Source organism: Micromonospora sp. NBC_00898, assembly GCF_045207895.1.
Taxonomy (GTDB): domain Bacteria; phylum Actinomycetota; class Actinomycetes; order Mycobacteriales; family Micromonosporaceae; genus Micromonospora.
The window spans coordinates 566,386-592,574 of sequence record NZ_CP108775.1 but is presented as its reverse complement, the minus strand read 5'-3'; the positions used below and the strand labels follow the sequence as shown (position 1 = coordinate 592,574).

At 74.6% G+C, this 26,189-nt stretch carries 19 protein-coding genes; 4 read left to right on the top strand and 15 right to left on the bottom strand.

Features of this window, described 5'->3' with window-relative positions; genetic code table 11:
* Window positions 1-13 precede the first annotated feature (13 nt).
* The 5 genes from OG799_RS02815 to OG799_RS02795 all read right to left on the bottom strand — a co-directional run bounded on the left by OG799_RS02815 (window position 14) and on the right by OG799_RS02795 (window position 4,761).
* Window positions 14-1,036 (bottom strand): sulfite exporter TauE/SafE family protein, encoded by a 1,023-nt coding sequence (locus OG799_RS02815; RefSeq protein WP_406042783.1) that lies wholly within the window; start codon window positions 1,034-1,036, stop codon window positions 14-16.
* 119 nt (window positions 1,037-1,155) lie between these two features.
* Window positions 1,156-1,626 (bottom strand): RrF2 family transcriptional regulator, encoded by a 471-nt coding sequence (locus OG799_RS02810; protein WP_406042781.1) that lies wholly within the window; start codon window positions 1,624-1,626, stop codon window positions 1,156-1,158.
* A gap of 78 nt (window positions 1,627-1,704) precedes the next feature.
* Window positions 1,705-2,586 carry an acyl-CoA thioesterase gene (locus OG799_RS02805; RefSeq protein ID WP_406042779.1) on the bottom strand — a complete coding sequence of 294 codons (882 nt, stop codon included), beginning with the start codon at window positions 2,584-2,586 and terminating at the stop codon, window positions 1,705-1,707.
* 55 nt (window positions 2,587-2,641) lie between these two features.
* Window positions 2,642-4,090, bottom strand: coding sequence for a pyruvate kinase (gene pyk, locus OG799_RS02800; RefSeq protein ID WP_406042777.1), 1,449 nt, complete (start codon window positions 4,088-4,090; stop codon window positions 2,642-2,644).
* A 305-nt stretch (window positions 4,091-4,395) separates the two neighbouring features.
* Window positions 4,396-4,761 (bottom strand): YciI family protein, encoded by a 366-nt coding sequence (locus OG799_RS02795; protein WP_406042775.1) that lies wholly within the window; start codon window positions 4,759-4,761, stop codon window positions 4,396-4,398.
* 302 nt (window positions 4,762-5,063) lie between these two features.
* Between OG799_RS02795 and OG799_RS02790 the strand changes: the two genes are divergently transcribed.
* A complete protein-coding gene (locus OG799_RS02790; protein ID WP_406042773.1) occupies window positions 5,064-5,936 on the top strand; it encodes an aldo/keto reductase in 873 nt (290 codons plus the stop codon).
* Between the two features lie 60 nt (window positions 5,937-5,996).
* Here the strand turns inward: OG799_RS02790 and OG799_RS02785 are convergent, their stop codons facing one another.
* On the bottom strand, window positions 5,997-6,815 hold the full coding sequence (locus OG799_RS02785) for a lipase family alpha/beta hydrolase (RefSeq protein WP_406042771.1): 819 nt from the start codon (window positions 6,813-6,815) through the stop codon (window positions 5,997-5,999).
* Window positions 6,816-7,371: 556 nt separating this feature from the next.
* A complete protein-coding gene (locus tag OG799_RS02780; protein ID WP_406042769.1) occupies window positions 7,372-7,635 on the bottom strand; it encodes a DUF6244 family protein in 264 nt (87 codons plus the stop codon).
* Between the two features lie 392 nt (window positions 7,636-8,027).
* On the opposite strand from OG799_RS02780, the gene OG799_RS02775 reads away from it, so the two are divergent.
* Window positions 8,028-9,032 (top strand): FAD-dependent oxidoreductase, encoded by a 1,005-nt coding sequence (locus OG799_RS02775; protein ID WP_406042767.1) that lies wholly within the window; start codon window positions 8,028-8,030, stop codon window positions 9,030-9,032.
* On the opposite strand, the gene OG799_RS02770 is transcribed toward OG799_RS02775, so the two are convergent.
* Together OG799_RS02770 and OG799_RS02765 are read right to left on the bottom strand one after the other, a co-directional pair.
* Window positions 9,002-9,667: a hypothetical protein gene (locus tag OG799_RS02770; RefSeq protein ID WP_406042765.1), complete on the bottom strand. Its 666-nt coding sequence runs from the start codon at window positions 9,665-9,667 to the stop codon at window positions 9,002-9,004. The two genes, OG799_RS02775 and OG799_RS02770, sit on opposite strands and share 31 nt — an antisense overlap.
* Window positions 9,664-12,207: an FtsK/SpoIIIE domain-containing protein gene (locus OG799_RS02765; RefSeq protein ID WP_406042763.1), complete on the bottom strand. Its 2,544-nt coding sequence runs from the start codon at window positions 12,205-12,207 to the stop codon at window positions 9,664-9,666. Before OG799_RS02765 ends, OG799_RS02770 begins: the two co-directional genes overlap by 4 nt.
* A gap of 193 nt (window positions 12,208-12,400) precedes the next feature.
* Here OG799_RS02765 and OG799_RS02760 point away from each other — a divergent pair, with 193 nt between their 5' ends.
* Entirely contained in the window at window positions 12,401-13,813 is a 1,413-nt protein-coding gene (locus OG799_RS02760; RefSeq protein ID WP_406042761.1) for an alkaline phosphatase PhoX, read from the top strand.
* Window positions 13,814-13,966: 153 nt separating this feature from the next.
* Here OG799_RS02760 and OG799_RS02755 read toward each other — a convergent pair whose 3' ends face one another.
* The 4 genes from OG799_RS02755 to gltB form a co-directional block, all read right to left on the bottom strand.
* Window positions 13,967-14,488 carry a hypothetical protein gene (locus OG799_RS02755; protein ID WP_406042759.1) on the bottom strand — a complete coding sequence of 174 codons (522 nt, stop codon included), beginning with the start codon at window positions 14,486-14,488 and terminating at the stop codon, window positions 13,967-13,969.
* Window positions 14,489-14,633: 145 nt separating this feature from the next.
* Window positions 14,634-16,232 (bottom strand): MFS transporter, encoded by a 1,599-nt coding sequence (locus OG799_RS02750; RefSeq protein WP_406042757.1) that lies wholly within the window; start codon window positions 16,230-16,232, stop codon window positions 14,634-14,636.
* 248 nt (window positions 16,233-16,480) lie between these two features.
* Window positions 16,481-17,989 carry a glutamate synthase subunit beta gene (locus OG799_RS02745; protein WP_406042755.1) on the bottom strand — a complete coding sequence of 503 codons (1,509 nt, stop codon included), beginning with the start codon at window positions 17,987-17,989 and terminating at the stop codon, window positions 16,481-16,483.
* The gene (gene gltB / locus OG799_RS02740; RefSeq protein ID WP_406042753.1) at window positions 17,982-22,709 is read right to left on the bottom strand and encodes a glutamate synthase large subunit; all 4,728 of its coding nucleotides are present in this window, start codon (window positions 22,707-22,709) and stop codon (window positions 17,982-17,984) included. The genes OG799_RS02745 and gltB overlap by 8 nt, the downstream gene beginning before the upstream one ends.
* A gap of 145 nt (window positions 22,710-22,854) precedes the next feature.
* On the opposite strand from gltB, the gene OG799_RS02735 reads away from it, so the two are divergent.
* Complete coding sequence (locus OG799_RS02735) at window positions 22,855-23,700, top strand: GNAT family N-acetyltransferase (protein ID WP_406042751.1); 846 nt, start codon at window positions 22,855-22,857, stop codon at window positions 23,698-23,700.
* A gap of 39 nt (window positions 23,701-23,739) precedes the next feature.
* On the opposite strand, the gene OG799_RS02730 is transcribed toward OG799_RS02735, so the two are convergent.
* Window positions 23,740-24,927, bottom strand: coding sequence for an FAD-dependent oxidoreductase (locus OG799_RS02730; RefSeq protein ID WP_406042749.1), 1,188 nt, complete (start codon window positions 24,925-24,927; stop codon window positions 23,740-23,742).
* An 11-nt stretch (window positions 24,928-24,938) separates the two neighbouring features.
* Window positions 24,939-26,177: a prolipoprotein diacylglyceryl transferase gene (gene lgt, locus OG799_RS02725; RefSeq protein WP_406042747.1), complete on the bottom strand. Its 1,239-nt coding sequence runs from the start codon at window positions 26,175-26,177 to the stop codon at window positions 24,939-24,941.
* Window positions 26,178-26,189 lie beyond the last annotated feature (12 nt).

The following is a 26,189-nucleotide window of genomic DNA, read 5'->3' as shown; positions in this document are numbered from 1 at the left end:
GGCTGGCGGCGGATCAGCCCTCGACGGCGGCGGCCAGTCGACGGGACCCGTCCGCGTCGGCCGGCGCGGGCTCCACCACCACGGTCGCGTCGGCGGCGACCGGCGGCGCCGCAGCGGCGTCGGCAGTCGTCGCCGGGATCGCGTCGGCGGCGAGCGCCGCGTCGGCGACGGTCCGGGCCCGGCGGGTACGCCGCAGCGCCCGCACCGCCAGGGCCAGCGCGACCAGCCAGCCGGCCGCGAGCAGCACGTAGAGCAGGGACGGGACCGGTCCGCCCAGCCCGCCGGCGCGGATCAGCGTCCGGGCGTTGGACAGCACGATCACCCCGCCGATGGTGGCGCCGAGCAACTGGGCCGGGACGATCCGGACCAGCCAGGCGGCGATCGGCGCGGCGATCAGGCCGCCGACCAGCAGCGCAGCCACGGTGGGCAGCAGGAAGCCCTCGGCGCCCAGGCCGAGCAGGAAGCCGGCGCTGGCCGCGCCCGCCACCACGAACTCGGCGGTGTCCACGGAGCCGATCACCTTGCGGGGCTCCATCCGCCCGGAGACCAGCAGCGCCGGCGTGGCCACCGGGCCCCAGCCCCCGCCGCCGGTGGCGTCGACGAAGCCGGCCACCAGGCCCAGCGGACCGAGGAACCGCCCGCGCAGCGGGCCGGCGGCCCGGTTGGCGCGCAGCGGTCGGGAGAAGCGCACCAGCAGGTACGCGCCGAGGGTGAACAGGATCGCGGCCATCCAGGGCGCCGCGGCCTCGGTGGACATGGAGCTCAGGAAGGTGGCGCCGGCGAACGCGCCGATCGCACCCGGCACCGCGATGCGGCCGACCACCCGCCAGTCGACGTTGCCGAACCGCCAGTGCGCCACCCCGGCCGCGAGCGTGGTGCCGATCTCGGCCAGGTGCACCGACGCGGAGGCGGCGGCCGGCGCCACCCCGGCGAAGAGCAGCAGGGTGGACGAGGTCAACCCGTACGCCATGCCCAGCGCCCCGTCGACCAGCTGCGCCGCGAGCCCGACCAGAGCGAGGATCAGCAGCTTGCGCACGAGCGCCCCCTTTTCGCCATCTCCTATCGACTTGGTCGACAATGCGGCACGCAGGCGCTCCGGTCAAGTCCCCTATCCGGTTGATGGGACACGCCCGGACGGCCCCGAAGGGGCGCGGGTCAGCTCCAGGCGCTCGGGTCAGCGACGAGCTCGTTGACCCGGCCGGGCAGCGTGCCACTGGCCACGTCGGCGATGGTGACCAACTCCAGGATCTCCCGCTCGCTGGCCCGCAACGCGATCCAGACGTCCTGCAGGGCGCGCGCGGCGCCCTGGTAGCCGAGCTGCTCCGGGCGCTGCCCCCGGACGTGCGCCAGCGGGCCGTCGATCACCCGGATGACCTCCGCGAGGGAGATCTCCGACGCCGGCCGGGCCAGCCAGTAGCCGCCCTCCGGGCCGCGCTGGGCGTGCACGATCCCACCCCGGCGCAGCTGGAGCAGGATGCTCTCCAGGAACTTCGGCGGGATCTCCTGGGCCCGGGCGATCTGCTCGGCGGTCACCGGCCGGCTGCGTTCGGCCGCGGTGCCGTCTGCGACCGAGGCGAGCTCGGTCGCCGCGCGGAGGGCGTAGTCGACCCGGGCGGAGAGACGCATGCGGCAAGGTTAGTCCGCTGATCAGCCGCCCGGGTTGGCGACCCTCGGCCGATCGGTCACGGCCCGGCCACCGGCCGGTCAGGCGCCGACGCGGCGGAGCAGCCCCTCCTGCACCGCGCTGGCGATGTGCCGGCCGTCGGTGGTGAACATCCGCCCGGTGGCCAGCCCCCGCGCGCCGGAGGCGGACGGGCTCCAGCAGTCGTAGAGGAACCATTCGTCGGCCCGGAACGACCGGTGGAACCACAGCGCGTGGTCGAGACTCGCCCCGACCACGCCGCCGGGGCCCCAGACCTCGCCGTGCACCGACAGCACCGAGTCGAGCAGGGTCAGGTCGGAGGCGTACGCCAGGGCGCAGGCGTGCAGCAGCGGGTCGTCGGGCAGCTTGCCGTCGATGCGCATCCAGACCCGCTGGTACGGGTCGGCGGGCCGGTCGCCGGGGCGTACCCAGCCGGGCTCGCCGACGTACCGGACGTCGATCGGGCGCGGGATCTGCCCCCAGATGCCGAGCCGCTCCGGGTACCGGGAGAGCCGGTCGGTCATGGTGGGCACGTCCTCCGGCCCGGGCACGTCCGGCGGGGTGGGGGCCTGGTGGTCCAGCCCCTCCTCCTGGCGCTGGAACGACGCCGACATGAAGAAGATCGGCTTGTCGTGCTGCAGGGCCACCGAGCGGCGTACCGAGAAGGAGCGCCCGTCCCGGACGTTCTCCACCTGGTACTCGATCGGCTCCACGGGGTCGCCGGGGCGGACGAAGTAGCCGTGCAGCGAGTGCACGAAGCGCTCCGGGTCGACGGTGCGTCCGGCGGCGACCAGGGCCTGGCCGGCGACCTGCCCGCCGTACACCCGCTGCGGACCCACCGGCGGGCTCATCCCCCGGAAGGTCATCTCGCCGGTGTGCTCGAGGTCGAGGACCTCCAGCAGCTGGTCTACCGCGGCCTGGCCGGCCGCCGGACGCTCGGTCACTGCGCCGTCTCCGTTCGCGACTGCGGGGCTCGCGAACCCGGCTCACTCCTCGCGCTCACTGAAGGGCCCGCGCGGAGGCCGCGTCGACCAGGGAGCCGAGCTGGTGCACCCGCAGGGTGTTGGTGGAGCCCGGGGTGCCGGGCGGGCTGCCGGCCACGATCACCACGTAGTCGCCGGGGTTGGCCCGGTTGAGGCCGAGCAGCGCCTGGTCGACCTGACGGAACATGTCGTCGGTGTGCTCGACGAACGGCATCAGGAAGGTCTCCACGCCCCAGCAGAGCGCGAGCTGGTTACGCACCTCGGGGACCGGGGTGAAGGCCAGCAGCGACAGGTCGCAGTGCAGCCGGCTCAGCCGCTTGACGGTGTCACCGGTCTGCGAGAAGGCGACCAGCGCCTTCGCGCCGATGGCCCGGGCGATCGAGGACGCGGCGACGGTGAGCGCGCCGCCGTGGGTTCGCGGGTCGTGCTGGAGCCGGGGCACCCCGATCGAGCCGGCCTCGGTGGTGGTGATGATCTTCGCCATGGTGCTGACGGTCAGCACCGGGTACTTGCCGACGCTGGTCTCGCCGGAGAGCATCACCGCGTCCGCGCCGTCGAGCACCGCGTTGGCCACGTCCGAGGCCTCGGCCCGGGTCGGCCGGGAGTTCTCGATCATGGAGTCGAGCATCTGGGTGGCCACGATGACCGGCTTGGCGTTCTCCCGGCAGAGCTGCACGGAGCGCTTCTGCACCAGCGGCACCTGGTCCAGCGGCAGCTCCACGCCGAGGTCGCCGCGGGCGACCATGACGCCGTCGAAGGCCAGCACGATCGCCTCGAGGTGGTCGACCGCCTCGGGCTTCTCGACCTTGGCCAGCACCGGGCGGCGGACACCCTCCTCGTCCATGATCGCGTGGACCAGCTTGATGTCGTCGGCGGAGCGGACGAAGGACAGCGCGATCAGGTCGACGCCCAGGCCGAGGGCGAAGCGCAGGTCCTCGGCGTCCTTCTCCGACATCGCCGGCACGCTGACCGCGACGTTGGGCAGCGAGACGCCCTTGTTGTTGGAGACCGGGCCGCCCTCGGTGACCAGGCACCGGATGTCGTTGCCGGTGACGTCGCTGACCTCGACGGCGACCCGGCCGTCGTCGATCAGCAGCCGGTCGCCCGGCTTCACCTCCTGCGGCAGCTTGCGGTAGGTGCAGGAGACGCGGTCCTTGGTGCCGAGGATGTCGTCGCTGGTGATCACGACCGAGTCGCCGGTGCGCCACTCGTGCGGGCCGTCGGCGAACTTCCCGAGCCGGATCTTCGGGCCTTGGAGGTCGGCCAGGATCGCCACCGGGTGGCCGGCCGCGTCGGCCGCCTCGCGGACCAGGCGGTAGACGGACTCGTGATCGGCGTGGCTGCCGTGGCTGAAGTTGAGCCTCGCCACGTTCATGCCCGCCTCGACCAGGCCCCGGATGCGCTCGGGGGACGAGGTGGCGGGGCCGAGAGTACAGACGATCTTCGCGCGGCGTGTCACGCCCATCAGGCTAGTCTCTCCTTCGGATCGACCTGGCGGCCGACCCCTTGCGGACTGCGGAACTTCTGTCCAACGGCGCGGTGCCCGCGCGGCGGGCGGACGAGATCGCACCGGGGAACGTCGGATGTCGGCGGGCATCGGCGACCGCGCGGCGGAAATCGTACCGCCCACCCGCTCCGCTTTCGCCGGGGTGCTCCTGGAGTGCCCCCGGGGCGGGTGCACGGCGGCCACCCGACGCGTCGTCGCCGGGCGGGGCCGACGCCGACGGCAACCGGTTCCGCGTGGTCGACGCCAGCCGTGGCCGAGCGGGTCTAGCTCTGCGTCCTGGCGAGCGGGAACTCCAGCGAGCCGGCCGGGCAGAGGAAGGTCAGCACCTCGACCCGGTAGAGGCCGGCCTGCACGGCCGGGTCGGCCTCCATGACGCTGCGCACGTCGTCCACGGAGCCGGTCCGGGCCAGGCCGAAACCGATCGGCGGTTCGGGCTCGCGGGCCGGCCCGTCCACCGAGCCGTCGATCAGGACGATGCCGCGCCGCTGCAGCGCCCGCATGTGCTGGATGTGCTCGGCCTGCAACCGCTGCACCGTCTCCTCGGGCAGGGCCCGGCCCGACGGACCGGGGTAGAGCACGATGCACTCGTACGTGTCGAGCGCGAAGTCGACCTGCGGCGTTCCCGACATGGCGCCTCCTCCGAGACGTACGTCCGACCCGGGCACAGCGTCGCACGAGCCGAACCGCCGTAACGGGCGCTCGGCGCAACTGCCCCCGGGGCGGCCCGGTAGCCGACCCGCTGGGCCGTTCGTCCCGCCCCGCCGGCGGCCCGGCAAGATCGAGACGCGCCGGCCCGCAGCTGGGCCTGTCCCCCGGCACGTCGGTTGAGCGTGTCTCCCGCCACCATCGCGGGGGTCGACGTTGGGGCCGGCGTTTCCCGGGAACAAACACCAGTCGTTGACGACGACGGAACAGGATTGGGGATCGACTCATGGCGATCGACGCCGGCAAGCAGCCCGCGAAGGCCTCCGGGACGTACCGGATCGGCGGCGACCTCCAGGTCGTCCGGCTGGGCTACGGGGCGATGCAGATCACCGGGCCCGGGGTGTGGGGTGATCCGAAGGATCCCGCGGAGGCGGTCCGGGTGCTCCGCCGGGCGTACGAGCTGGGCGTGACGTTCATCGACACCGCCGACTCGTACGGGCCCTTCGTCAGCGAGCTGCTGATCAAGGAGGCGCTGCACCCGTACGCCGACGACCTGGTCATCGCGACCAAGGCCGGGCTGACCCGCTCCGGCCCAGGCGACTGGCGGCCGGTCGGCCGCCCGGAGTACCTGCGCCAGCAGTGCGAGCTGAGCCTGCGCCACCTGGGCCTGGAGAGCATCGGGCTCTACCAGCTGCACCGGATCGACGCGAAGGTGCCGCTGGCGGAGCAGCTCGGTGAGCTGGCCCTGCTCAAGCAGGAGGGCAAGATCCGGCACATCGGCCTGTCCGAGGTGACGGTGGAGCAGATCGAGGCGGCCCGGAAGATCACCCCGATCGTCTCGGTGCAGAACCTCTACAACCTGGCCGACCGCAGCGCCGAGGACGTGCTCGACCACTGCGAGCGCAACGACCTGGCGTTCATCCCGTGGTTCCCGATCGCCACCGGCAACCTGGCCAGGCCGGGCGGTCCGCTGGACGCCATCGCCAGCGACCACGACGCGACGCCCGCGCAGCTCGCGCTCGCCTGGCTGTTGCGCCGGTCGCCGGTCATGCTTCCCATTCCGGGTACGTCCTCCGTGGCGCACCTGGAGGAGAACGTCGCCGCGGCCGAGGTGCAGCTCACCGACGACGAGTTCGAGGCGCTCGCCAAGGCCGCCTGATCCCCGCGTACGCCGGACGGCCGGCCACCCCCGCTGGGGTGGCCGGCCGTCGCGTGCGTGCTACAGGGCGAAGCAGTTGGGCCGGATCGCGGCGTCGGTGAGCACCTGCCGCACCACCGTGTACGTCGTCCCGTCGAGGATGAGGCCGAGGTGGCCGACCACCCGCAGCGGGCACCACGACTGGATCAGCACGTTGGTCGCGCCGTCGGCGAGGCTGGCGTTGCCGACCGGCCGGACCAGCTCGTCCTGCCAGGTCCGGACGGTGCTCCAGCGCACCGCCCCGGGGGTGTCGTCGCCGCCGTTGAGGTCGGCGAGCAGGTCCGAGCCGATCGACATCTGCTGGCAGGCCACGATGCCGGCGCAGCTGCCCAGCCCGACGAAGGCCAGGATGTTGGCGACGTAGGTGCCCTGTTGCGGGCTGCCGAGGCTGAGGTAGTGGTCGACCTTGGCGGCGCCGCCGAGGAACTTGACGTACCAGCGGGAGACCAGGCCGCCCTCGGAGTGGGTGACCAGGTCCACCTTGGCCGCCCCGGTGCTGGCACGGACCTGGTCGACGTAGGTGGCGAGGGCACGGGCGGATTCGCGGATGTCGCCGAAGCCGAGGTTGGGCAGCTGGTAGATGGAGACCCGGAAGCCGTCGGCGCGCAGCCGGGCGGCGATCGGCTCGTACGCGATGGAGACGCCGATCAGTCCCCCGACGACGATGACGGGGTTGGCGCCGGCGAGGGCGGTCGTTTCGCCGGCTCCGGTGCTGGTGGTTGCCGCGCTCGTGGTGGTGGCGCTGGTGGTGGTGTGGTGGGGGCCGGCCTGGGCGGCGGTGGCCGGGATCAGCAGGGCGGCGACAGCGGTGGTGGCGGTGAGGATCGTTCGGAGCAGCATGGCTGCACCTCCGGTGGGAGGCACCCGGGGAGCCCGGGACGGTGGGTGGGGGGGTTCCGATCGATCGTGGAAACGATGATGCGTGGTCGATTTCACACTCGTCAATGGAAAGTTACGCGCCGGTAACCAGATATCGCGCCGGAGGCACAAACGGTCATAGCGCCCGGTGCCCCGTAACCGTCAACTATGGACGGCGGACGGCGGCACCGTCCCACTCGCCGGCACGTACGCCCTGGGCGACTGAGCCCGCCGGCACCTCGCGCCCCGGCCCTGACCCGGGTCTGGCACCCGCCGGGACGGATGTCCCGGGTGAGCCCTATGGAGCTGATGTCGTAGACGAATCACTGACCGGGCGGCGCGCGGACGGGTCGTGGTCGGCGTCGCACGATGAGTCGTTTATGACATCAGCTCCATAGGGACCCAGCACCCTGTTCCCGGACGGGCGGACCGGACCGGCCCGGCCAGCTCCACCCCGTGTCGGAGCGGCACCCCCGGCGCTACGGCTCCCGCACCGCCCCACGCGCGTCGGTCACGTCGTACCTTCTCTTCACCCGAGCTAGCTGCCCAGCGCCTGCACCCTGGCGATGGTCTCCTGGACGTGCTGCTTCGCCGGCTCACCGCCCTGCGCCGCCTGCGCGAGGGCCTGCCGGTACGCGTCGATCACGCCGATCAGCGGACCGGCCGCCACCCCTTCGAGGGCACCGGCGACCAGCGCCCGCGCCTCGGCGGCGTCCTGCGCCGCGGCGGCCGTCTTGGCCTTCGCCTCGTCCAGCTTCTGGGCCGCCGCCGCCAGCCTCGCCATGATCTGCGCCGCGCTCACACGCCCTCCCCCGGGCTGATCCTCGCCGAGCCGCCTGACGCGGCCGACCACCCCGGCCCGTCACGCCGAGAGCCGGTGACAGATCCTGACACGACGACGGCTCCGGCGGCACCCGTCAGCCGGCGGCGAGCAGGGCGGCGAGGCGGCGCAGCCGTACCCCGGGCACGGTCAGCGCCCGGGCCCAGCCGGCCGGACGCGACCACGTACCCCTCGGCGACCGCGCGCAGCAACTGCTCGTCGTCGGGCTCCTGCCGGACCAGGTGAAGGCGTCGCCCGATCACAAGCGCGGCTTATCGCCGCCGGTCGATCCGGTCCAGGACCGGGTCGTCGCTTCGGAGTGACGATCGAGGTGCGGCCGCCTGCCCCGGGCGGCCCGGAGGGGAGGGGAAACCATGACGGGTAGGGCGGACGTGGTGGTGGTCGGTGGCGGGATCATCGGCCTGACGGCGGCGGTGCGGCTGCGGGAAAGGGGCGCGCGGGTGACCCTGCTGGCCGCCGACGACCCGGCGGACATCGTTTCGGCGGTGGCCGCCGCCGTCTGGTATCCCAGCCATACCGAGGAGGACCCCCGGGTGCTGCGCTGGGCCCGGGAGACCCACACCGAGCTGGGCCGGCAGGCCGCGGCCGGCGTGCCGGGGGTGGTGGCCCGGCCGACCCGGATGCTGCTGCGCCGGCCGTGGGCGGGCCCACCGTGGTGGGCGGCGGCGACCGGCGACCTGGTCGCCACGCTGGGCACCGGGCCGTACTCGACGGAGCTGCGGTTCACCGCGCCGGCCGTGGAGATGCCGCCGTACCTGCGCTGGCTGCAAGAGCGGTTCACCGGCACCGGCGGGCGGTTGCTGCGCGGCCGGCTGGACCGGCTCGCCGACGGCTTCGCCCTGGCCCCGACGGTGGTCAACGCCACCGGCCTCGCCGCCGGCCGGCTCGCCGGCGACCCGGCCGTGCACCCGGTGCGGGGGCAGCTCGTGCTGGTCGCGAACCCGGGGCTGACCACCTCGGTCCGCGACGAGGAGAACCCGGCGGGGATCACCTACGTGCACCCGCGCTGGCACGACGTGGTGCTGGGCGGCACGTTCGAGCCGGGCGAGTGGGACACCCGGCCCGACCCGGCCACCTCGGCGGCGATCCGGCGCCGATGCGTGGCCCTGGTGCCGGAGCTGGCCGCCGCGCCGGTCCTCGGCGAACGGGTCGGGCTGCGGCCGGCACGGCACGGCGGCCCGCGCGTGGCGGTGGCGCCCGGGAGTGCGCCGGGACGCCGGCTGGTGCACGCCTACGGCCACGGCGGTGCGGGGGTCACCCTCTCCTGGGGCTGCGCGGCCGAGGTGGCCCGGCTGGCGCTGGACGACGCGGACGTGCCCCGGCCGGCTCAGCGCAGTACGCGGAACGCCAGCAGGTAGGCGCAGTACACCAGCGGCACCAGCAGGACGCAGATCACGAAGCCGAGCGGCACGAACCGCGACACCGGGGCGTCGCCGTCGAGCACCGGTCGCCCCCACCGGCCGAGCACCAGGTAGCCGGCGACGAACGACGCCACCGGCAGGCCGGCGCACATCGAGGCGTACAGGGTGCCGAGCCCGACCACCGCCAGGCCGGAGGCGACGACCATGACCAGCATCAGCACCGCCCCGGCCAGCGCGGCGCAGGTGTAGACGGCGGCCGCCCGGGCCAGCGGGGACCAGGTCGGCAGCAGCGCGGGCCGCCGGGCCAGCACGTCGGCCTGCTGCCCGTGCCGGTCCGCCTCATCGGCGAGCTGCCCGGCCGCCGCCAGCTCGGGGGCGGCTCCGGCGGGAGGCGCCGCGGCGTCGGCGTCGGCGCCCGACGGGGTGCGGCCGGCGTCGGCCGCGGCAGCGCCGAAGGCCCGGCCGAGCTGGTCGAGGCGCTGCCGCTGGACGGCGAGCCGCTGGCCGAGCTGGTCGGCGGCGGTGTCCAGCGCGCTGCGGCGTTGGGCCGCGGCGGCGACGGCCTTGTCCTCGCCGCGCCGCTGCGCGGAGAGCTGCCGGGCCAGCGCCGCGTACTCCTCGAAGCTGGTCACCTGTCGCCCCCGTCCGTCCCGGGTCCCTCGTGGACGAACGGCACGACCAGCCGGATGCGCTGGTCGTGCCGGTCCACCAGCAGTGCCCGGCCGGCGCGCGGGGTGTAGCTGAGGTCGTGCACGCCCAGGTGCAGGCCGAGCTCGACGCCGGGCACGTTCAGCGCAACCAGGCAGGCGACGTCGTCCCGGTTCTGCGCGCCGCCGAGGTCCTCGGCGAGCCGGCGCAGCCCTCGCCACCAGCCGAGCAGGTGCACCCCGTGTCCCGGCCCCTGGCGCAGCAGGGCCCGTAGGTCGTCGTGACCGGAGCGGAAGGTGGCCGGGTCGGTGGCGCCCAGCACGGCGGAGGCGGCGTCCATGCCGAACACCACGAGGTAGGTCCGGCCGGCGGCGGAGCCGCCGGGCTGGTCCGCAGTGGCGAGGGCGGCGATGCGGTCCGGCAGGGCGGACGCGTCGAGGCGTTCGACCGGATGGCCGGCGGCGGCCAGGGTCATCGCCAGGTCGTCGGCCAGCTCGGCCGTCCCGGCGGCGAGCGGGGCGAGCAGGAAGCAGGCCGTGCCGGGAGCGTGCTGGCGGGCCAGGCTGCGGGTGGCCGCCCGGAGCACGTCGGCACCGGCGGGGGCGGTGCCGACCACGCCCAGGTGCCGGCCGGGGGTGGCGTCCAGGGTGAACCCGGCGGCGCTGCCGGCCACGTCGACCGCGCGGCCCAGCAGGGCGAGCGGCGCGTCGCCGCCAGGTCGCAGCCCGGCCCAGGTGGCGTCGTCGGTCAGCCGCGGCGTCTCGTACCCACGGAAGACGGCGGGTGGCCGCGAGCCCGCCGGGCGGGCCTCCCACAGCTCGTGGCGCAGCGTGGCCAGGTCCCCGGCGGCGGCGTGCGCGTCGGGGAAGCGGACCACGGTGTTCGCGCCCGCCGCGCCGCCGGCGGTGTTGACCACCGCCGAGCCGACTTCCAGGGCCTTCGCCGCGTCGTTCAGCGGGTCGAGCACGCCGCCCCCGCCGGGCAGCGCCACCCGCAGCGGGAACTGGCCGAAGATCGCCTCGGCCCGGCCGTAGAGCGCCTCGACGCCCGTCGTGCCCTGACTGGCCAGCACCAGGTGCAGGCCGTACGAGCGGCCCGTGCGGGCCAACTCCTCCAGCAGATCGACGGCCTGCCGGGCCAGCGCGTCGTTGCCGGCCAAGAGCACCTGGAACTCGTCGACGACGGTGACGATCCGGGGTGGACGGTCGTCCGCGGGCAGGTCGGCGAGCTTGGTGACGCCGTGCCGCTTGAGCAGGTCGGCCCGCCGGGTCAGCTCCGCGCGCAGTTCCCGCAGCACGGCCACGCCGTACTCGCGGTCGGATTCGATGCCGACGGCGCGGGCGTGCGGCAGCCAGGACGGGTCGCGCTCGGTGGGGACGAACTCGGTGAAGCTCACCCCCTCCTTGAAGTCGAGCAGGAGGAGCTGGAGTTCCGCCGGGGCGTACCGGGCGGCCAGCCCGTGGAGCACGTCGAGCAGGAACACCGTCTTGCCCGCCCCGGTGCGACCACCGACCAGCCAGTGCGGGGTGGCATCGTCGAAGGCGACCGTCAACTGCTCCCGACCGGCCCGGCCGAGCACCGTACGCAGCCCGGGTCCGGCCGATTCCGCCCACCGCCGCGCGGGGAGCAGGTCGGTGAAGCGCAGCGCCTCTGCGCGGCGGGTGGCCGTGGCGAGCCGGGCACCGAGCGCGGCCACCGACGCGGCCGACGGGTCCCCGTCGAGCAGCACCGCGGCGGCCAGCCCGGTGCCGTCTGCGCTGTACGGCTGCCCGGGCGGGTCGCCGACCAGCGCGTACCGCTCGTTGAGCCGGAGCTGGGTGGTCGCGCCCAGCGGCGGCGGGGCGTCGCCCGGGCCGGCCGGCGGGTACCCGGCGAGCAGGACGCAGACCGCGGCGGCCGGCCCGGCGTGGGTCAGCGCGGCGAGCCGGGCCAGCTCCCGCGGCGGCGGCGCGGAGGCGACGACGAGCAGCAGCAGCTCCCGCCCGGCCGGACCGGCCTGCTGGGCGGCGCGGGCGTGCCGCTCCGCCTCATCGAGCAGGGCGGCCACGTCGGCGGCGGTGGTGGCCGGCGGGGCGAGCACCCCGGCGTCGAGCAGCGGGCGCAGCGGCAGGAAGGTGGCCCCGAAGGCGGCCGTGTCGATCCCGGCGACCCGGACCGCGCCGGCCGGGGCGGCGGCGAGCAGCCGGACGACCACGGCCCGCAGCAGTTCGCCGACCCGGGGGTCCCGGGCGTCGCAGTCCACCGCGAGGTGGGCGCCGCCGGCCAGCGACAGCAGCACCGGGAAGCCACCGTCCAGGGTGGTGGCCTCGCCGACGCGCACCGGCACCGGGGAGGCGGTGAGGTCGGCACCGCCGGGCGGGCCGGCGAGGTCGGCGCCGACCCGGGCCAGCCGGGCGACCAGTTCCGCGTTGTCCGGGGCCGGTGGCCCGGCCGCGGCGAGCGCCCGGCGGGCGTTCTCCCACCGCCGTACGGCCTCGCGGTGCGCGGCGACCGCCTGCCCGTACGCCGTCGCGAGCCTGCCCACCCTCTGCCCCCCGACGCCGCCGCGGTCCCGATCGAGGGGAACCCTAACGGACGCGCGCCGGCCCGGCACGGCGCGCGGCGCACCGAGGGTTGGTCGACTGTTCACCTCGCCGCCGCCGGTCCCGCCGGCATCGTTGGCCTGGTCCGACTTGCCTGCTCAGGGAACGACAACGGTGAACAGGAAAGGCGACGACGTGACCTCCTCCCCCATCTCCCGGCGCGCGGTCCTGCGCGGCGGCGCAGCCGGCGGCCTCGGCATCGTGGTGGCCGGCAACCTGGAAGCGATCGCGGGGCCGGTGGCGGCCCACGCCGCCACCCGTCCGGCCGTCGGCTACGGCGAGCTCGTGCCGGACCCGGCGGGTCTGCTGGCGCTGCCGCCCGGCTTCTCGTACACCATCGTGGCGCAGGCCGGCGCGACCCTGCTGGAGTCCGGGCAGCCGACCCCGAGCGACGCCGACGGCACCGGCTGCTTCCTCGGCCGCGAAGGCTCGGTGCTGGTCAACAACCACGAGATCGGCGGCGGCGAACCGTACCCGGTGCCCGCCCTGGCCGGCCTCACCTATGACCCGGGCGCCCAGGGCGGCACCACCACCATCGAGGTGGACGGGCACGGCCGGCGGCTGCGTGAGTACGTCAGCGTGGCCGGCACGCACAACAACTGCGCCGGCGGCATCACCCCGTGGGGCACCTGGCTGACCTGCGAGGAGACCGAGCAGCGCAAGGGCGGGAAGTTCCTCTACGACCACGGGTACGTTTTCGAGGTCGACCCGCACGACCGGGCGGCCAACCAGAACCCGGTGCCGCTGAAGTTCCTCGGCCGCTACTCGCACGAGGCGGTGGCGGTCGACCCGTACACCCACTCGATCTTCCTGACCGAGGACGCCGGCGGGCCGAACGGCCTCTACTTCCGGTGGACGCCGCCGGCCGGCTTCCGGGGAGGCAAGGGCGCACTGCGGGCGCTGGCCCAGCGCCCCGACGGCGACACCGCGGGCAGCCTCCAGGCGATGAGCTGCTACCTGGGCAGCCAGCACGTCGCCGACCTGTCCGAGGCCACCACGCCGGGCACCCGGTACAAGGTGGAGTGGGTGGACGTGCCGGACCGGGACGCGAAGACCGTCTCGGTGCGCAAGCAGTTCACCGACGAGCAGGTCACCCGCAGCCGCAAGCTGGAGGGCGCCTGGTGGGCCGACGGCGGGGCGTACTTCGTGGCCAGCTTCGCCCGGCTCTCCGACGGCAGCACCAACGAGCACGACGGCCAGGTCTGGTTCTACGACCCGCGCACCGAGACGGTCACCCTGAAGACCATCTTCGGGGTCAACCAGGACCCGGACGCCGACAACGGCAACTTCGACGGGCCGGACAACATCACCGTCTCCCCGTACGGCGGGGTGATCCTGGCCGAGGACGGCGAGGGGGTGTCCCACCTGGTCGGGGTGACCGCGCAGGGCAAGGCGTACCCGCTGGCCCGCAACGAGCTCAACGACAGCGAGTTCACCGGCCCGACGTTCAGCGCGGACGGGAAGATCCTCTTCGCCAACATCCAGTCCCCGGGCTACGTCTTCGCCATCACCGGCCCGTGGGGCCGGCCGAGCAACGCCGACGTCTGACCAGGGATTCCCAGCCGGCCGGCGGCCCTCACGAGGGGCCGCCGGCCGTCCGGTCAGGCGGGCCGCCCGGGCCGGGCACCCACTCCCGCAGTGGGAGTGGCCGCCCGGCCGCCCGACCCGGTCCGAGGCCGAGCCGGTAATCGGGAGCCGACGCTATGGAGCTGATGTCGTAGGCGAATCAGCCGGGCGGCCGGCGATCGCCTCTATCGCGCGGATGTGCCGGTAGGCGATCCAGAGTGGCGGGAACGCGCCGACGGCGAACGACAGGTCGACCACCGTCCAGAACCAGGGAATATCCCGGATCGGGCCGCAGATCAGGGCCAGCGGCACGATCCCGGCGCAGGCGATCATGCCGAGCTGGACGACCCACACGTTGCGCACCGGGTCCCGCAGCGGTCCCCAGAACGCCACCGCGAGCACCAGGTGGGCGAAGGCGAGCCAGTCGGTCCCGTACAGCATGAAGGGGTAGCGGTCCCCGGTCTCCACCAGTCCGGTGTGGACCCGCTCGATCCAGCCGACGAGCGCCGGGAGCTGACCGGCGAGCGGGTCGAGCGCCCGCAGGAGCCAGCGCACCTCGATCTCCAGTGGAAACGCGGTCACCCCGCTGAGGAACAGACCCACCACCACGACCCACAGCCACCCACGCACCCGGCGCAGACGCTTCTCGACGTCCATGACCGCAGCGTAACGATGATCTTCGTGGCGTCTCGTCCCGAACGAGTCGAACCCGGGCCGGAGGACCATGTCCTCGCTCACACCCGAAGACCACGGCCGGGCGGACCGCCGGCTGGGAGCCGGGCCGCCGACCGTGCCGGCCCGTTCAGTCGGAGCAGGGGCAGTCGGCCAGGTGGGCGGCCTTCCGGCTCCCACCCGTGAGCCGGGGCCGCCGGCGCCGGGGCGGCGCGCAGCCGGCGCACTCGTCGGCCGCGCGGACCGCCTGGCTGGACCGCAGCCGACCCGACCCCGGGCGGAGCCCGGCCAGGCGCAGGCCGGACGGCGGACCCCCGACCGGCAGGGCCCGGCGAGGCGCGACCGCCGTGGCCGTGGTCGCCGTGGGGGCCACCGCGGCCGTGGTGGCGGCGGCCGTGGTCGCGGCGGCCGTGGTCGCGGGCCGGACGATGCGGGCGGCGGTGGCGGCGACCCGGTGCACCGGACGGCGGACGGCGGGCGCGGCCATGGCCAGGGTGACCCGGCGGCGCACCCGGCCGTCGCGCAGCCGGTCCAGCGCCATGGCCGCGACGGCAGTCGCGACGGCGGTGACCGCGCCGGCCAGCACCAGGGTCTGCCGGGGCCCGGCGTGCTCGGAGAGCCAGCCGAGCAGGGGCGCGCCGACCGCAGCGGAGACCGAGCCGGTGACCGCGAGGGCGGCCAGCACCCGACCGCGCATGGCGTAGTCGGTGTCGAGCTGGGCGCGGGCGCCGACCGTGGTGTCGATGATCACCGCGGCGGCGGCGACGGGGAGGATCACCGCGGCGAAGCTCATGGTGCCCGGGGCCAGGCCGGCGACGATCTGGAGCACGCTGGCCAGCAGGCCGGCGCCGACCAGCATGCCGTAACCCAGCTCGCGGCGGCGGGCCGCGACGAGCGCGCCGAGTACCGTGCCGACCGCGAAGACGGTGGAGAGCAGGCCGTAGCCGGACGCCCCGCCGTGCAGCGGGCCGTCGCTCATCGCCGCCATGGTCACCTGGTAGTTGCGTCCCAGGCTGCCCAGCACGAACGACAGCGCCAACGCCACCAGCACCACCGGCTGGCGCAGCAGGTAACGGAAGCCGGCCCGGACCCCGCCGGTCGCCGGCGCCGGATCGGTCGCGGCCGGCTCCCCGGCGTGCCGCTCCCGGTCCCGTACCGCGAACAGGGCCGCCACCACCGCGACGAAGCTGACCGCGTTGATCAGGAAGAGCAACGCCGGGCCGACGGCGGCGACCACCACGGCGCCCACACTCATGCCCAGGATGCGCCCGGCCGAGTTGGTGAGCGAGCCCAGCGCCAGCGCGTTGCCGAGACTCTCCCGGTCGACCAGCGTCGAGGCCCAGCGGCCCGCCACCGGGCCCTCGATCGCCGACACCGCGCCGGTGACCAGGGAAATCGCGAAGATCGCCGGAAGGCCGCCCGCGCCCGTGATGGCGACCACGGCCAACCCGGCGGCCAGACAGGCGTGCGCGGCCTGGGCGCCGATCAGCAGCGGCTTGGCCGGCAGCCGGTCGGCCAACGCACCACCCCAGACGCTGAGCAGCAGCGTGGGCAGGGCCTGGAGCAGGACGGCGAGACCCATCGAGGTCGCCGACCCGGTCGCCGACAGGACGTACCAGTTGACCCCGAGCACCTGCATCCAGGTGCCGATCACGGAGACGAATCCCGCGCCCGCCCAGATCCGGTAGTTCCGGTGGCGCAGTGCGGCGAACGTGCTTCCGAGGGCCACGAGGGCCTCCCCGTCCAGACGACGACATGACGAAGCCGAACCCACGGCGGGTTCGGCAGCGGCCAAGTCTGCCGCTCCTTAAACCGATTTGCCGGCTTCGTGAGCAGGCTCACCGGTTCGACGGCGTCGAGGGCGGGCACGCGTCGTCATGCCGGCAGCCCCCGGTACGGACCGGACACCGACACCAGACACCCCGGTCCGGGACGGGTGCGTCCGGACCGGGGTGCGGGCGCGGGTGGCGCCTCTGGTCAGCGGGCGGCGAGCGGCTGGCGGGCCGGATCCACCGGGGCGGGGAGGGTGCCGACCCCACCCAGGTAGGAGTGGATCGCGGCGGCGGCGGCCCGCCCCTCGGCGATGGCCCAGACGATCAACGAGGCGCCCCGGTGCATGTCACCGGCGACGAAGACCCCGTCGGCGTCGGTCTGCCAGTCCGGCCGGGCGTCCACCGCCCCGCGAGTGTTGCGGGCCACCCCGAACTGGGCCAGCAGCGGCTGCTCCTCGGTGCCGTCGAAACCGATCGCCAGCAGCACCAGGTCGGCCGGCAGCTCCCGCTCGGAGCCGGGCAGCGCGGTGACGATGCGCCGGCCGTCCCGCTTCTCCACGGTCACCTCGGCGATCCGCACGCCCTTCACCTGGCCGGTGCCGTCGTCGACGAACTCCTGCACCGCGACGGCGAAGACCCGATCACCGCCCTCCTCATGCGCCGGGTAATTGCGCAGCACCCACGGCCAGGTCGGCCACGGGTCGCGCTCGGCGTCCCGGCTGGTCGGCGGCTCCGGGTAGAGGTCGAGCTGGTGGACGCCGGCCGCGCCCTGCCGGTGGGCCACGCCGAGGCAGTCGGCGGCGGTGTCGCCACCACCGATGATCACCACGTGCCTGCCGGCCGCGTCGATCGGGGTGCCGTCCGGGAGCACGGCCAGCGCCGGGCGGCCCTCGCCGGCCGCCGCCACCACGCGGTTGGCGGCCACCAGGTGCGCCATCGCCTGGTGCACCCCGCGCAGCTCGCGGCCCGGCGTCTCCGGGGTGTCCCGACCCTGCAACGCGCCGCAGGCCAGCAGCACCGCGTCATGCTCGGCGCGCAACTGCTCGGCGGTGACGTCGACGCCGACGTTCACCCTGGTGCGGAACTGGACGCCCTCGGCGGCGAGCTGGGCCAGCCGCGTGTCGATGTGCTGCTTCTCCAGCTTGAAGTCCGGGATGCCGTACCGGAGCAGGCCGCCGATCGCGTCGTCACGCTCGTACACGGTGACGGCGTGACCGGCGCGGGCGAGCTGCTGCGCGGCGGCGAGCCCGGCGGGCCCGGAACCCACCACGGCCACCGACCGGCCGGTCGGCGCCGGCACCGGGCGGGGCCGCAGCCCGCCGCGGGCCACCACCGCGTTGGCGATCTCCACCTCGACCTGCTTGATGGTGACCGGCTGCTGGCCGCCGAGGCCGAGCACACACGCCGCCTCGCAGGGCGCCGGGCACAGCCGGCCGGTGAACTCCGGGAAGTTGTTGGTGGCGTGCAGCGACTCCACCGCGGCGTCCCAGTTGCCGGTCCGGACCAGGTCGTTCCAGTCCGGGATGCGGTTGCCGAGCGGGCAGCCGTCGTGGCAGAACGGGATGCCGCAGTCCATGCACCGGGTGGCCTGCTCGCGGATCAGCTCCTCACCGGCCGGCGGGTACACCTCCCGCCAGTCCGAGATCCGCACCGGCACCGGGCGGCGCGCCGGCAGCCGCCGGTCGTAGCGCAGGAAACCGTTCGGGTCAGGCACGAGCCACCTCCTGGGCGCCCGCCCGCGGGGCGGGCGGCACCGGCATGGACGAAGCGGAAGGCGCCGACTGCGGTGTCGGGGCGGCCTGCGCCGCCAATGCGCTCATCACCGCGTCGTCGACGTCACGGCCGGCGGCTTCGGCGGCCCGCATGATCTCCAGCACCCGGCGGTAGTCCCGGGGCACCACGGCCGTGAACTCCTCCACCGCCTCCGGCCAACGCTTCAACAGCTCCCCGGCGACCGCCGAGTCGGTCTCGGCGAAGTGTCGCTGCACCAGCTCGTGCAGCCGGTCCCGCTCCTCGGGGCGCAGCGGGGCGAGGTCGACCAGCTCGGTGTTCACCCGCGGCCGGCCGAGCCGCCACACGAACGCGGTGCCGCCGGACATGCCGGCGGCGAAGTTGCGCCCGGTCTCGCCGAGCACCACCACCGTGCCGCCGGTCATGTACTCGCAGCCGTGGTCGCCGACGCCCTCGACGACGGCCACCGCGCCCGAGTTGCGCACCGCGAAGCGCTCGCCGACCCGGCCGCGCAGGAAGACCTCGCCGCCGGTCGCGCCGTACAGGATGGTGTTGCCGGCGATGATCTGGTCCTCGGCCCGCGCCCCCGGCCCGGCCTCGCCGTCGACGAACGGCGCCGCGGGGTCCGGGCGGACGATGAGCCGGCCGCCGGAGAGGCCCTTGCCGACGTAGTCGTTGGCGTCGCCGTGCAGCCGCAGGGTCACCCCGCGCGGCAGGAACGCGCCGAAGGACTGCCCGGCGGTGCCGCGCAGCAGGAACTCGACGGTGTCCTCCGCGAGGCCGGCGCCGCCGAAGCGGCGGGTCACCTCGCCGCCGAGCATCGCGCCGACGCTGCGGTGCTCGTTGCGCACCGCCACCTCCACCCGGACCGGCGTGCCGTCGCGCAACGCCGGCTCGGCGAGGGCGATCAGCTCGTTGTCCAGGGCCAGCTCCAGGCCGTGGTCCTGGGCCCGGATGCCGCGCCGCGCAGCGTCCGCCGGCAGCTCCGGCAGCTGGAGTACGGGCGACAGGTTCAGCCCGTGCCCCTTCCAGTGGTCGATCGCCGGGGTGACGTCGAGCAGCTCGGTCTGCCCGATCGCCTCCTCGATCGACCGGAAGCCCAGCTCGGCCAGGTAGCCCCGGACCTCCTCGGCGAGGAAGAGGAAGAAGTTCTCCACGAACTCCGGCTTGCCGGTGAACCGCTCGCGCAGCACCGGGTTCTGGGTGGCGATGCCGACCGGGCAGGTGTCCAGGTGGCAGACCCGCATCATCACGCAGCCCTCGACGATCAGCGGGGCGGTGGCGAAGCCGAACTCCTCCGCGCCGAGCAGCGCCGCGATGAGCACGTCCCGCCCGGTCTTGAGCTGGCCGTCGACCTGCACGGTGACCCGGTCGCGGAGCTTGTTGAGCAGCAGCGTCTGCTGCGCCTCGGCCAGGCCCAGCTCCCACGGGGTGCCGGCGTGCTTGAGCGAGTTCAGCGGGGACGCGCCGGTGCCACCGTCGTGGCCGGAGATCAGGATGACGTCGGCCTTCAGCTTGGCGACGCCTGCCGCGACGGTGCCCACGCCGACCTCGCTGACCAGCTTGACGTGCACCCGGGCGGCCGGGTTGACGCACTTCAGGTCGTGCACGAGCTGGGCGAGGTCCTCGATGGAGTAGATGTCGTGGTGCGGCGGCGGGGAGATCAGGCCGACGCCCGGGGTGGCGTGCCGGGTCCGGGCGATCCACGGCCAGACCTTGTTGCCGGGGAGCTGACCGCCCTCGCCGGGCTTCGCGCCCTGCGCCATCTTGATCTGCAGGTCATCGGCGTTGACCAGGTATTCGCTGGTCACGCCGAACCGGCCGCTGGCGATCTGCTTGACCGCGGAGCGGCGCTCCGGGTCGTGCAGCCGGTCGACGTCCTCGCCGCCCTCGCCGGTGTTGGACTTGCCGCCGAGGCGGTTCATCGCGATGGCCAGGGTCTCGTGCGCCTCCGCCGAGATCGACCCGTACGACATGGCGCCGGTGGCGAACCGCTTGACGATCTCGCTCGCCGGCTCGACCTCGTCCAGCGGCACCGGCGGGCGTACCCCGGTGCGCAGGGTGAACAGGCCGCGCAGCGAGCCGGCCTGCGCGGCCAGCTCGTCGACCTTGGCGGTGTACTGCCGGAAGACGTCGTACTGGCGGCTGCGGGTGGCGTGCTGCAACAGGAAGACCGTCTCCGGGTTGAACAGGTGCAGCTCACCCTCGCGGCGCCACTGGTACTCGCCGCCGACCTCCAGCCGGTCGGAGCCCTGCGCGCCCGGGGCCGGCCAGGCCAGGGCGTGCCGGGCGGCGACCTCGGCGTGGATCTCGTTCAGCCCGATCCCGCTGATCTTGCTCGGGGTGCCTCGGAAGTAGCGCTCGACCAGGCGGGTGTCCAGGCCGACCGCCTCGAAGACCTGCGCGCCGCAGTACGACGACACGGTCGAGATGCCCATCTTGGACATGATCTTCAGGACGCCCTTGCCGAGCGCCTTGACGTAGTTGCGGATCGCCTTTCCCGGGTCGACGCCGACCAGCGCGCCGGTGGAGATCATGTCCTCCACCGACTCGAAGGCCAGGTACGGGTTGACCGCCGCCGCGCCGTACCCGATGAGCACCGCCGCGTGGTGCACCTCCCGGCAGTCGCCGGACTCCACGATCAGCGCCACCTGGGTCCGCGTCTGCTCGCGGACCAGGTGCTGGTGCACCGCCGCGGTCAGCAACAGCGACGGGATCGGCGCCAGGTCGGCGTTGGAGTCCCGGTCCGACAGGACCAGGATCCGCACGCCGTCCTCGATCGCCTCGGAGACGTGCCGGCAGATCTCGGTCAGCCGGGCCTTGATCCCGGGGCCGCCGTCGCGGACCCGGTAGAGCCCGGAGACCCGGACCGCCTTGAAGCCGGGCAGGTCGCCGTCCTCGTCGATGGAGAGGATCTTGGCCAGCTCGTCGTTGTCGATCACCGGGTAGGGCAGCACGATCTGCCGGCAGCTCGCCGGGCCCGGGTCGAGCAGGTTACCCTCCGGCCCGATGGTCGACGCCAGGCTGGTCACCAGCTCCTCCCGGATGGCATCCAGCGGCGGGTTGGTGACCTGGGCGAAGAGCTGGTGGAAGTAGTCGTAGAGCAGCCGCGGCCGGGTGGACAGCGGGGCGATCGGGGTGTCCGTGCCCATCGAGCCGATCGGCTCCGCGCCCACCCGCGCCATCGGCGCGAGCAGAATCTTCAGCTCCTCCTCGGTGTAGCCGAAGGTCTGCTGGCGGCGGCGCACCGAGTCGTGGGTGTAGACGATGTGCTCACGCGGCGGCAGGTCGCCCAGGTCGATCAGGCCGGCGTGCAGCCAGTCGTCGTACGGCTGGGCGGCGGCCAGCTCCGTCTTGATCTCGTCGTCGGAGACGATCCGGTGGTTGACCGTGTCGACGAGGAACATCTTCCCCGGCTGGAGCCGCCCCTTGGCGACCACCCGGGCCGGGTCGAGGTCGAGCACACCCGCCTCGCTGCCCAGCACCACAAGACCGTCGGCGGTGCGCCACCAGCGGCCCGGGCGCAGCCCGTTGCGGTCCAGCACCGCGCCGACGATCTCGCCGTCGGTGAAGGCGACCGAGGCCGGCCCGTCCCAGGGCTCCATCAGGCTGGCGTGGAAGCGGTAGAAAGCGCGCTTGTCGGCGCGCATGTCCGGGTCGTTCTCCCAGGCCTCCGGGATCATCATCAGCACCGCGTGCGGCAGGCTCCGGCCGGACAGGTGCAGCAACTCCAGCACCTCGTCGAAGTTGGCCGAGTCGGAGGCGCCCGGGGTGCAGACCGGGAAGACCCGGCGGATGTTGCCCGGCAGGTGCCCGCCGGCCCCGCCGGCGGCTGAGGAACCGCCGCTGAGCATCGATTCTCGTGCCTGCATCCAGTTCCGGTTGCCGCGGATCGTGTTGATCTCGCCGTTGTGCGCGATGAACCGGTACGGGTGGGCCAGCGGCCAGGACGGGAAGGTGTTGGTGGAGAAGCGCGAGTGCACCAGCGCGATCGCGCTGACCACCCGGGAGTCGGTCAGCTCCGGGTAGTACGCCGGAAGCTGGTCCGGGGTGAGCATGCCCTTCCAGACCATGGTCCGCCCGGACAGCGACGGGAAGTACGCCGACGCGCCCCGCTCGGCGGTCTCCCGCTCGGCCTGCTTGCGCACGCAGAACGCCACCCGGTCCAGGTCCAGCCCGGTCAGCGCCGACCCGGCCGGGCCGGCCGGCGAGTCGGTCAGCCGGTGCGCGGCGAGGAAGAGCTGCCGGACCCGGGGCATCGCCGCGAGCGCGGTCTCGCCCAGGCCGCTCGGGTCGGTGGGCACGTCCCGCCAGCCGAGCACGTCGGCACCCTCGACCAGGGCGTACTTCTCCACCACCCGGCGCGCGAGGGCTTCGCCGCCGTCGTCGTCGGGCAGGAAGACCAGTCCGGTGGCGTACTGGCCGGCGGGCGGCAGCGGGAAGTCGACCACGGCGCGCAGGAACGCGTCCGGCACCTGGATCATGATGCCGGCGCCGTCACCGGTGTTGTGCTCCGCGCCCCGGGCGCCCCGGTGGTCCAGCCGGCAGAGCGCGCCGAGACCGTTGGCGACGACCTCGTGCGACCGGCGTCCGTGCAGGTCGGCCACGAAGGCCACACCGCACGCGTCGTGCTCCTGCGCGGGGTCGTAGAGCCCCGTCGCGGGCGGGGCCGACTGCGGGCTGTGAGGGTACGGAAAGGCCACCGGGCCTCCTGTCGTCACTCAGGTTGGATCATGGTCGGGACGACGTCGGCCCTTGTGGGTTTATTGAGTCTACGTTAGGGCGGCCGACACAAGGCCAGTTCGGATTGATCACACTTCCAGAATCTGGGACGTGTAGTCTCGCGCGGTGGATGTCGTACGCGCTGAGCTGTTCGACCGGTTGGAGCGTTTCTACGACGCGGTGCCCCGCGACGGCGCCCGCACCGAAGAATACGGCGCGCTGGTGCTCTTCGTCCGGGACGGCGCCGGCTGGCCGTTCTACGCCCGGCCCCGGCTCGACGCCACACAGCCGCCGTCGCTGGCCGACGTCACCGCCGTCCGGGCCCGCCAGCGGGAGCTCGGGCTGCCCGAGGCGTTCGAGTGGGTGCACGAGGTCACCCCCGACCTGCTCGCCGTAGCCCGCTCGGCGGGGCTGACCGTGCTGGAGGCGCCGCTGATGGTGCTCGACCCGGCCGGGCCGCCGGACCCGGCGACGTTCGGCGACGTAGCGGTGCGGGTCCTCGACCCGAGCTCCCCCGGTTTCGCCGCGGACGTGGCGATCCGGCGGGCCGTCGCGGCGGTCGGCTTCTCCAACGGCGGGACCGCGCGTGGGGAGGCCGGACCGGCGGAACGGGACGCGACGGTGGCCAGCCTCGACGTGGCCGCGCTCGAGGAGGAGGCCGTCCGGGTCGCGGACGGCCGGCGGATCTCGGTGCTCGCGGCGACCGCAGCCGAGGGGGCGCTGGCCAGCGGGATGGCGATGCGGGTCGGCGACGTCGCGGAGATCGCCGGGGTGGCCACCCTGCCGGTCGCCCGCCGCCGCGGCCTCGGCGCCGCGGTCACCGCCGCCCTGGCCCGTGAGCTGCGCACCGCCGGCACCGACCTGATCTTCCTCTCCGCCGGCAGCGAGGAGATCGCCCGCGTCTACCTGCGGGTCGGCTTCCGCCGCGTCGGCACCGCCTGCATCGCCGAACCGGCCGCCCTCATCGGCTGACCGGGCGGCTCGCCGGCGTCCGCCTCCGCTCCCGGAGGGTCAGACCGGCGGGTGCCACTGGGCGGCGGCGGAGGCGGCGGTGTTGCGCAGCCGGGGGCTGATCGTGCCGAGGGCGGCGTCACGGGCCCGCAGGGCCAGCCGGCCCCGGGTCTGCAACACCGCGGACATCCGGCGGGTCTGCCGGACCATGGTCGCCGCGCGGGGGCGGCGCAGCCGGTCGTACGACACCACGGCGTCGGGCAGCCGGGACTCGCGCAGCAGTGCGGAGAGGGTCGCGGCGTCCTCGAAGGCGAGGCACGCGCCCTGCCCGAGGTGCGGCGGCATGGCGTGCGCGGCGTCGCCGAGCAGCACCACGCCACCCGGGCCGGCCGGGAAGCCGTACGCCCGGGGCAGTGGACGCAGCTCGCGGATCTCCTGCTGGACCAGGTCGGCCGGGTCGGTGGCGTCGAGCAGCTCGGCGATCGGCGCGGGCCAGCCCGCGTACCAGCGCTTGAGCAGGGCGAGCTGGGTCTCCGGCGGCTCGGGGCGGGGCGCCCCGGCCGCGGTGGCCACCCAGTAGATGCCGCCCCGGCTGGAGCCGCCGGCGGTGCCCCGCTCCCCGAGCGAGGCGGCCACGAAGCGGTAGCCCGCGCCCAGCGTCTCCCCGCCCACCGGCTGGTCGGCGGGGAGTTTCGGCGCCCGGTACCAGGGGATCACCGCCCGCCAGGCGGCGCAGCCGGAGCTGACCACCCCCGACTCGGGGGCGAGCTGGCGGCGGATCTCGCTGTCGGTGCCGTCGGCGGCGACCACCAGGTCCGCCTCGACGGTGTGCCGGCCGTCGCCGACCGCCGGCCGCTCGCCGGCGGCCGCGCGCACCGTTCGGACGGTCACCCCGGTCCGCAGCTCCACCCGGTCACCGAGGCCGGCGATCAGCGCGTCGTGCAGGTCCTCCCGGTGCACCACCACCGGCATCCGCTCGGCCGGCGTCGGGCGGGGCTGTGCCAGCCAGTGCCCGTCCGGCCGGCGGACGCCGCCGTCGGCCAGCGGCGTGGCGATCGCGTCCAGGCCGGCGCCGAGGCCCAGGGCGCGCAGCGCGCGTACCCCGTTGGGCCAGAGCACGACGGCGGTCGGTTCCGGGCGGACCCGGTCGGCCCGTTCGAGGAGGGTGACCGACCACCCGGACCGGGCCAACGCGCCGGCCACCGCCAGCCCGCCGAGCCCGGCGCCGACCACCACCGCGGTACGCATCGCCGTCCCGCTCAGCTGTCCCGGTCGGCGGGGCGGGCGCCGGCGGCGCCGGCCCGGTCCTCGGGGACCGCGGCGTCCTCGGCCGGGGCCGGCTCGACCTCGGTACCTGCCGGGGTGGCGGCGGGCTCAGCCTCGGCCTGCTCGGCGGTCCCGGCCGGCTCGGTCCCGGCGCGGTCGGCGGCCTCCGCCGCCGTGGCGTCCCCGGTCGTGGCCGGCGCGTCCGTCGGCTCGTCGGGGACCTCCCCGGTCTCCTGGTACGCGCGGAACTGCTCCTCGCCGACCACCCGGTAGCCCTCCGGGGCGACCGCCCGCGGCCCGGCCTCCCGGGCGGAGAGGTCGACCTGCGACACGTCGCCGCCGGCCGGCGGGACCGGTGTCGCCGGGGTGCCGACCGGGATGAGGTACTCCCGCGGACCGCGGACCCGGAGGAAGTAGATCAGCGCGCCGAGGAAGACCAGCATGGCGGTCCAGACGTTGAGCCGCAGGCCGAGGATGTGGTTCGCCTCGTCGGTACGCATCAGCTCGATCCAGAACCGGCCCGCGGTGTAGCCCATCACGTACAACGCGAACGCCCGACCCTTCCCCAGCCGCAGCTTCCGGTCGAGGACGAGGACCAGCACGGCGACGCCGATGTTCCACAGCGCCTCGTAGAGGAAGGTCGGGTGGTAGAGGCCCGGCTGGAGGACCGGGTTGCCGGCGTCGTCGCGCAGCGCGTGCCCGGGGTTGTCCGGGTCCATCACGTGCACCTCGAGCCCCCACGGCAGGGACGTGCGGCCGCCGTACAGCTCGTTGTTGAACCAGTTGCCGAACCGGCCGACGGCCTGGGCCAGCGGCAGGCCCGGCGCCAGCGCGTCGGCGACCACGGCGAACGGGATGCCGAGCTGTCGCGCGGCGATCCAGGCGCCGAGCGCGCCACCGGCGACCGCGCCCCAGATGCCGAGACCGCCCTCCCAGATCGCGAACGCCTTGAGCGGCTGCCCGCCGGCGCCGAAGTACTTCTCCGGCGAGGTGATCACGTGGTAGATCCGGGCGCCGATGATGCCGGTCGGCACCGCCCAGACCGCGATGTCGAGCACCGCGCCGGGGGCCACGCCCCGCTGGCGCAGCCGGCGTTCGGTGACCACGCAGGCCACCGCGATGCCGACGATGATGCAGAGCGCGTACGCCCGGATCGGGACCGGTCCGAGCTGCCAGACGGCGGTGCTGGGGCTGGGCAGGGCCGCCAGTGGGGTCATCGGGGCGTTGGTCACGGGTGCACACGC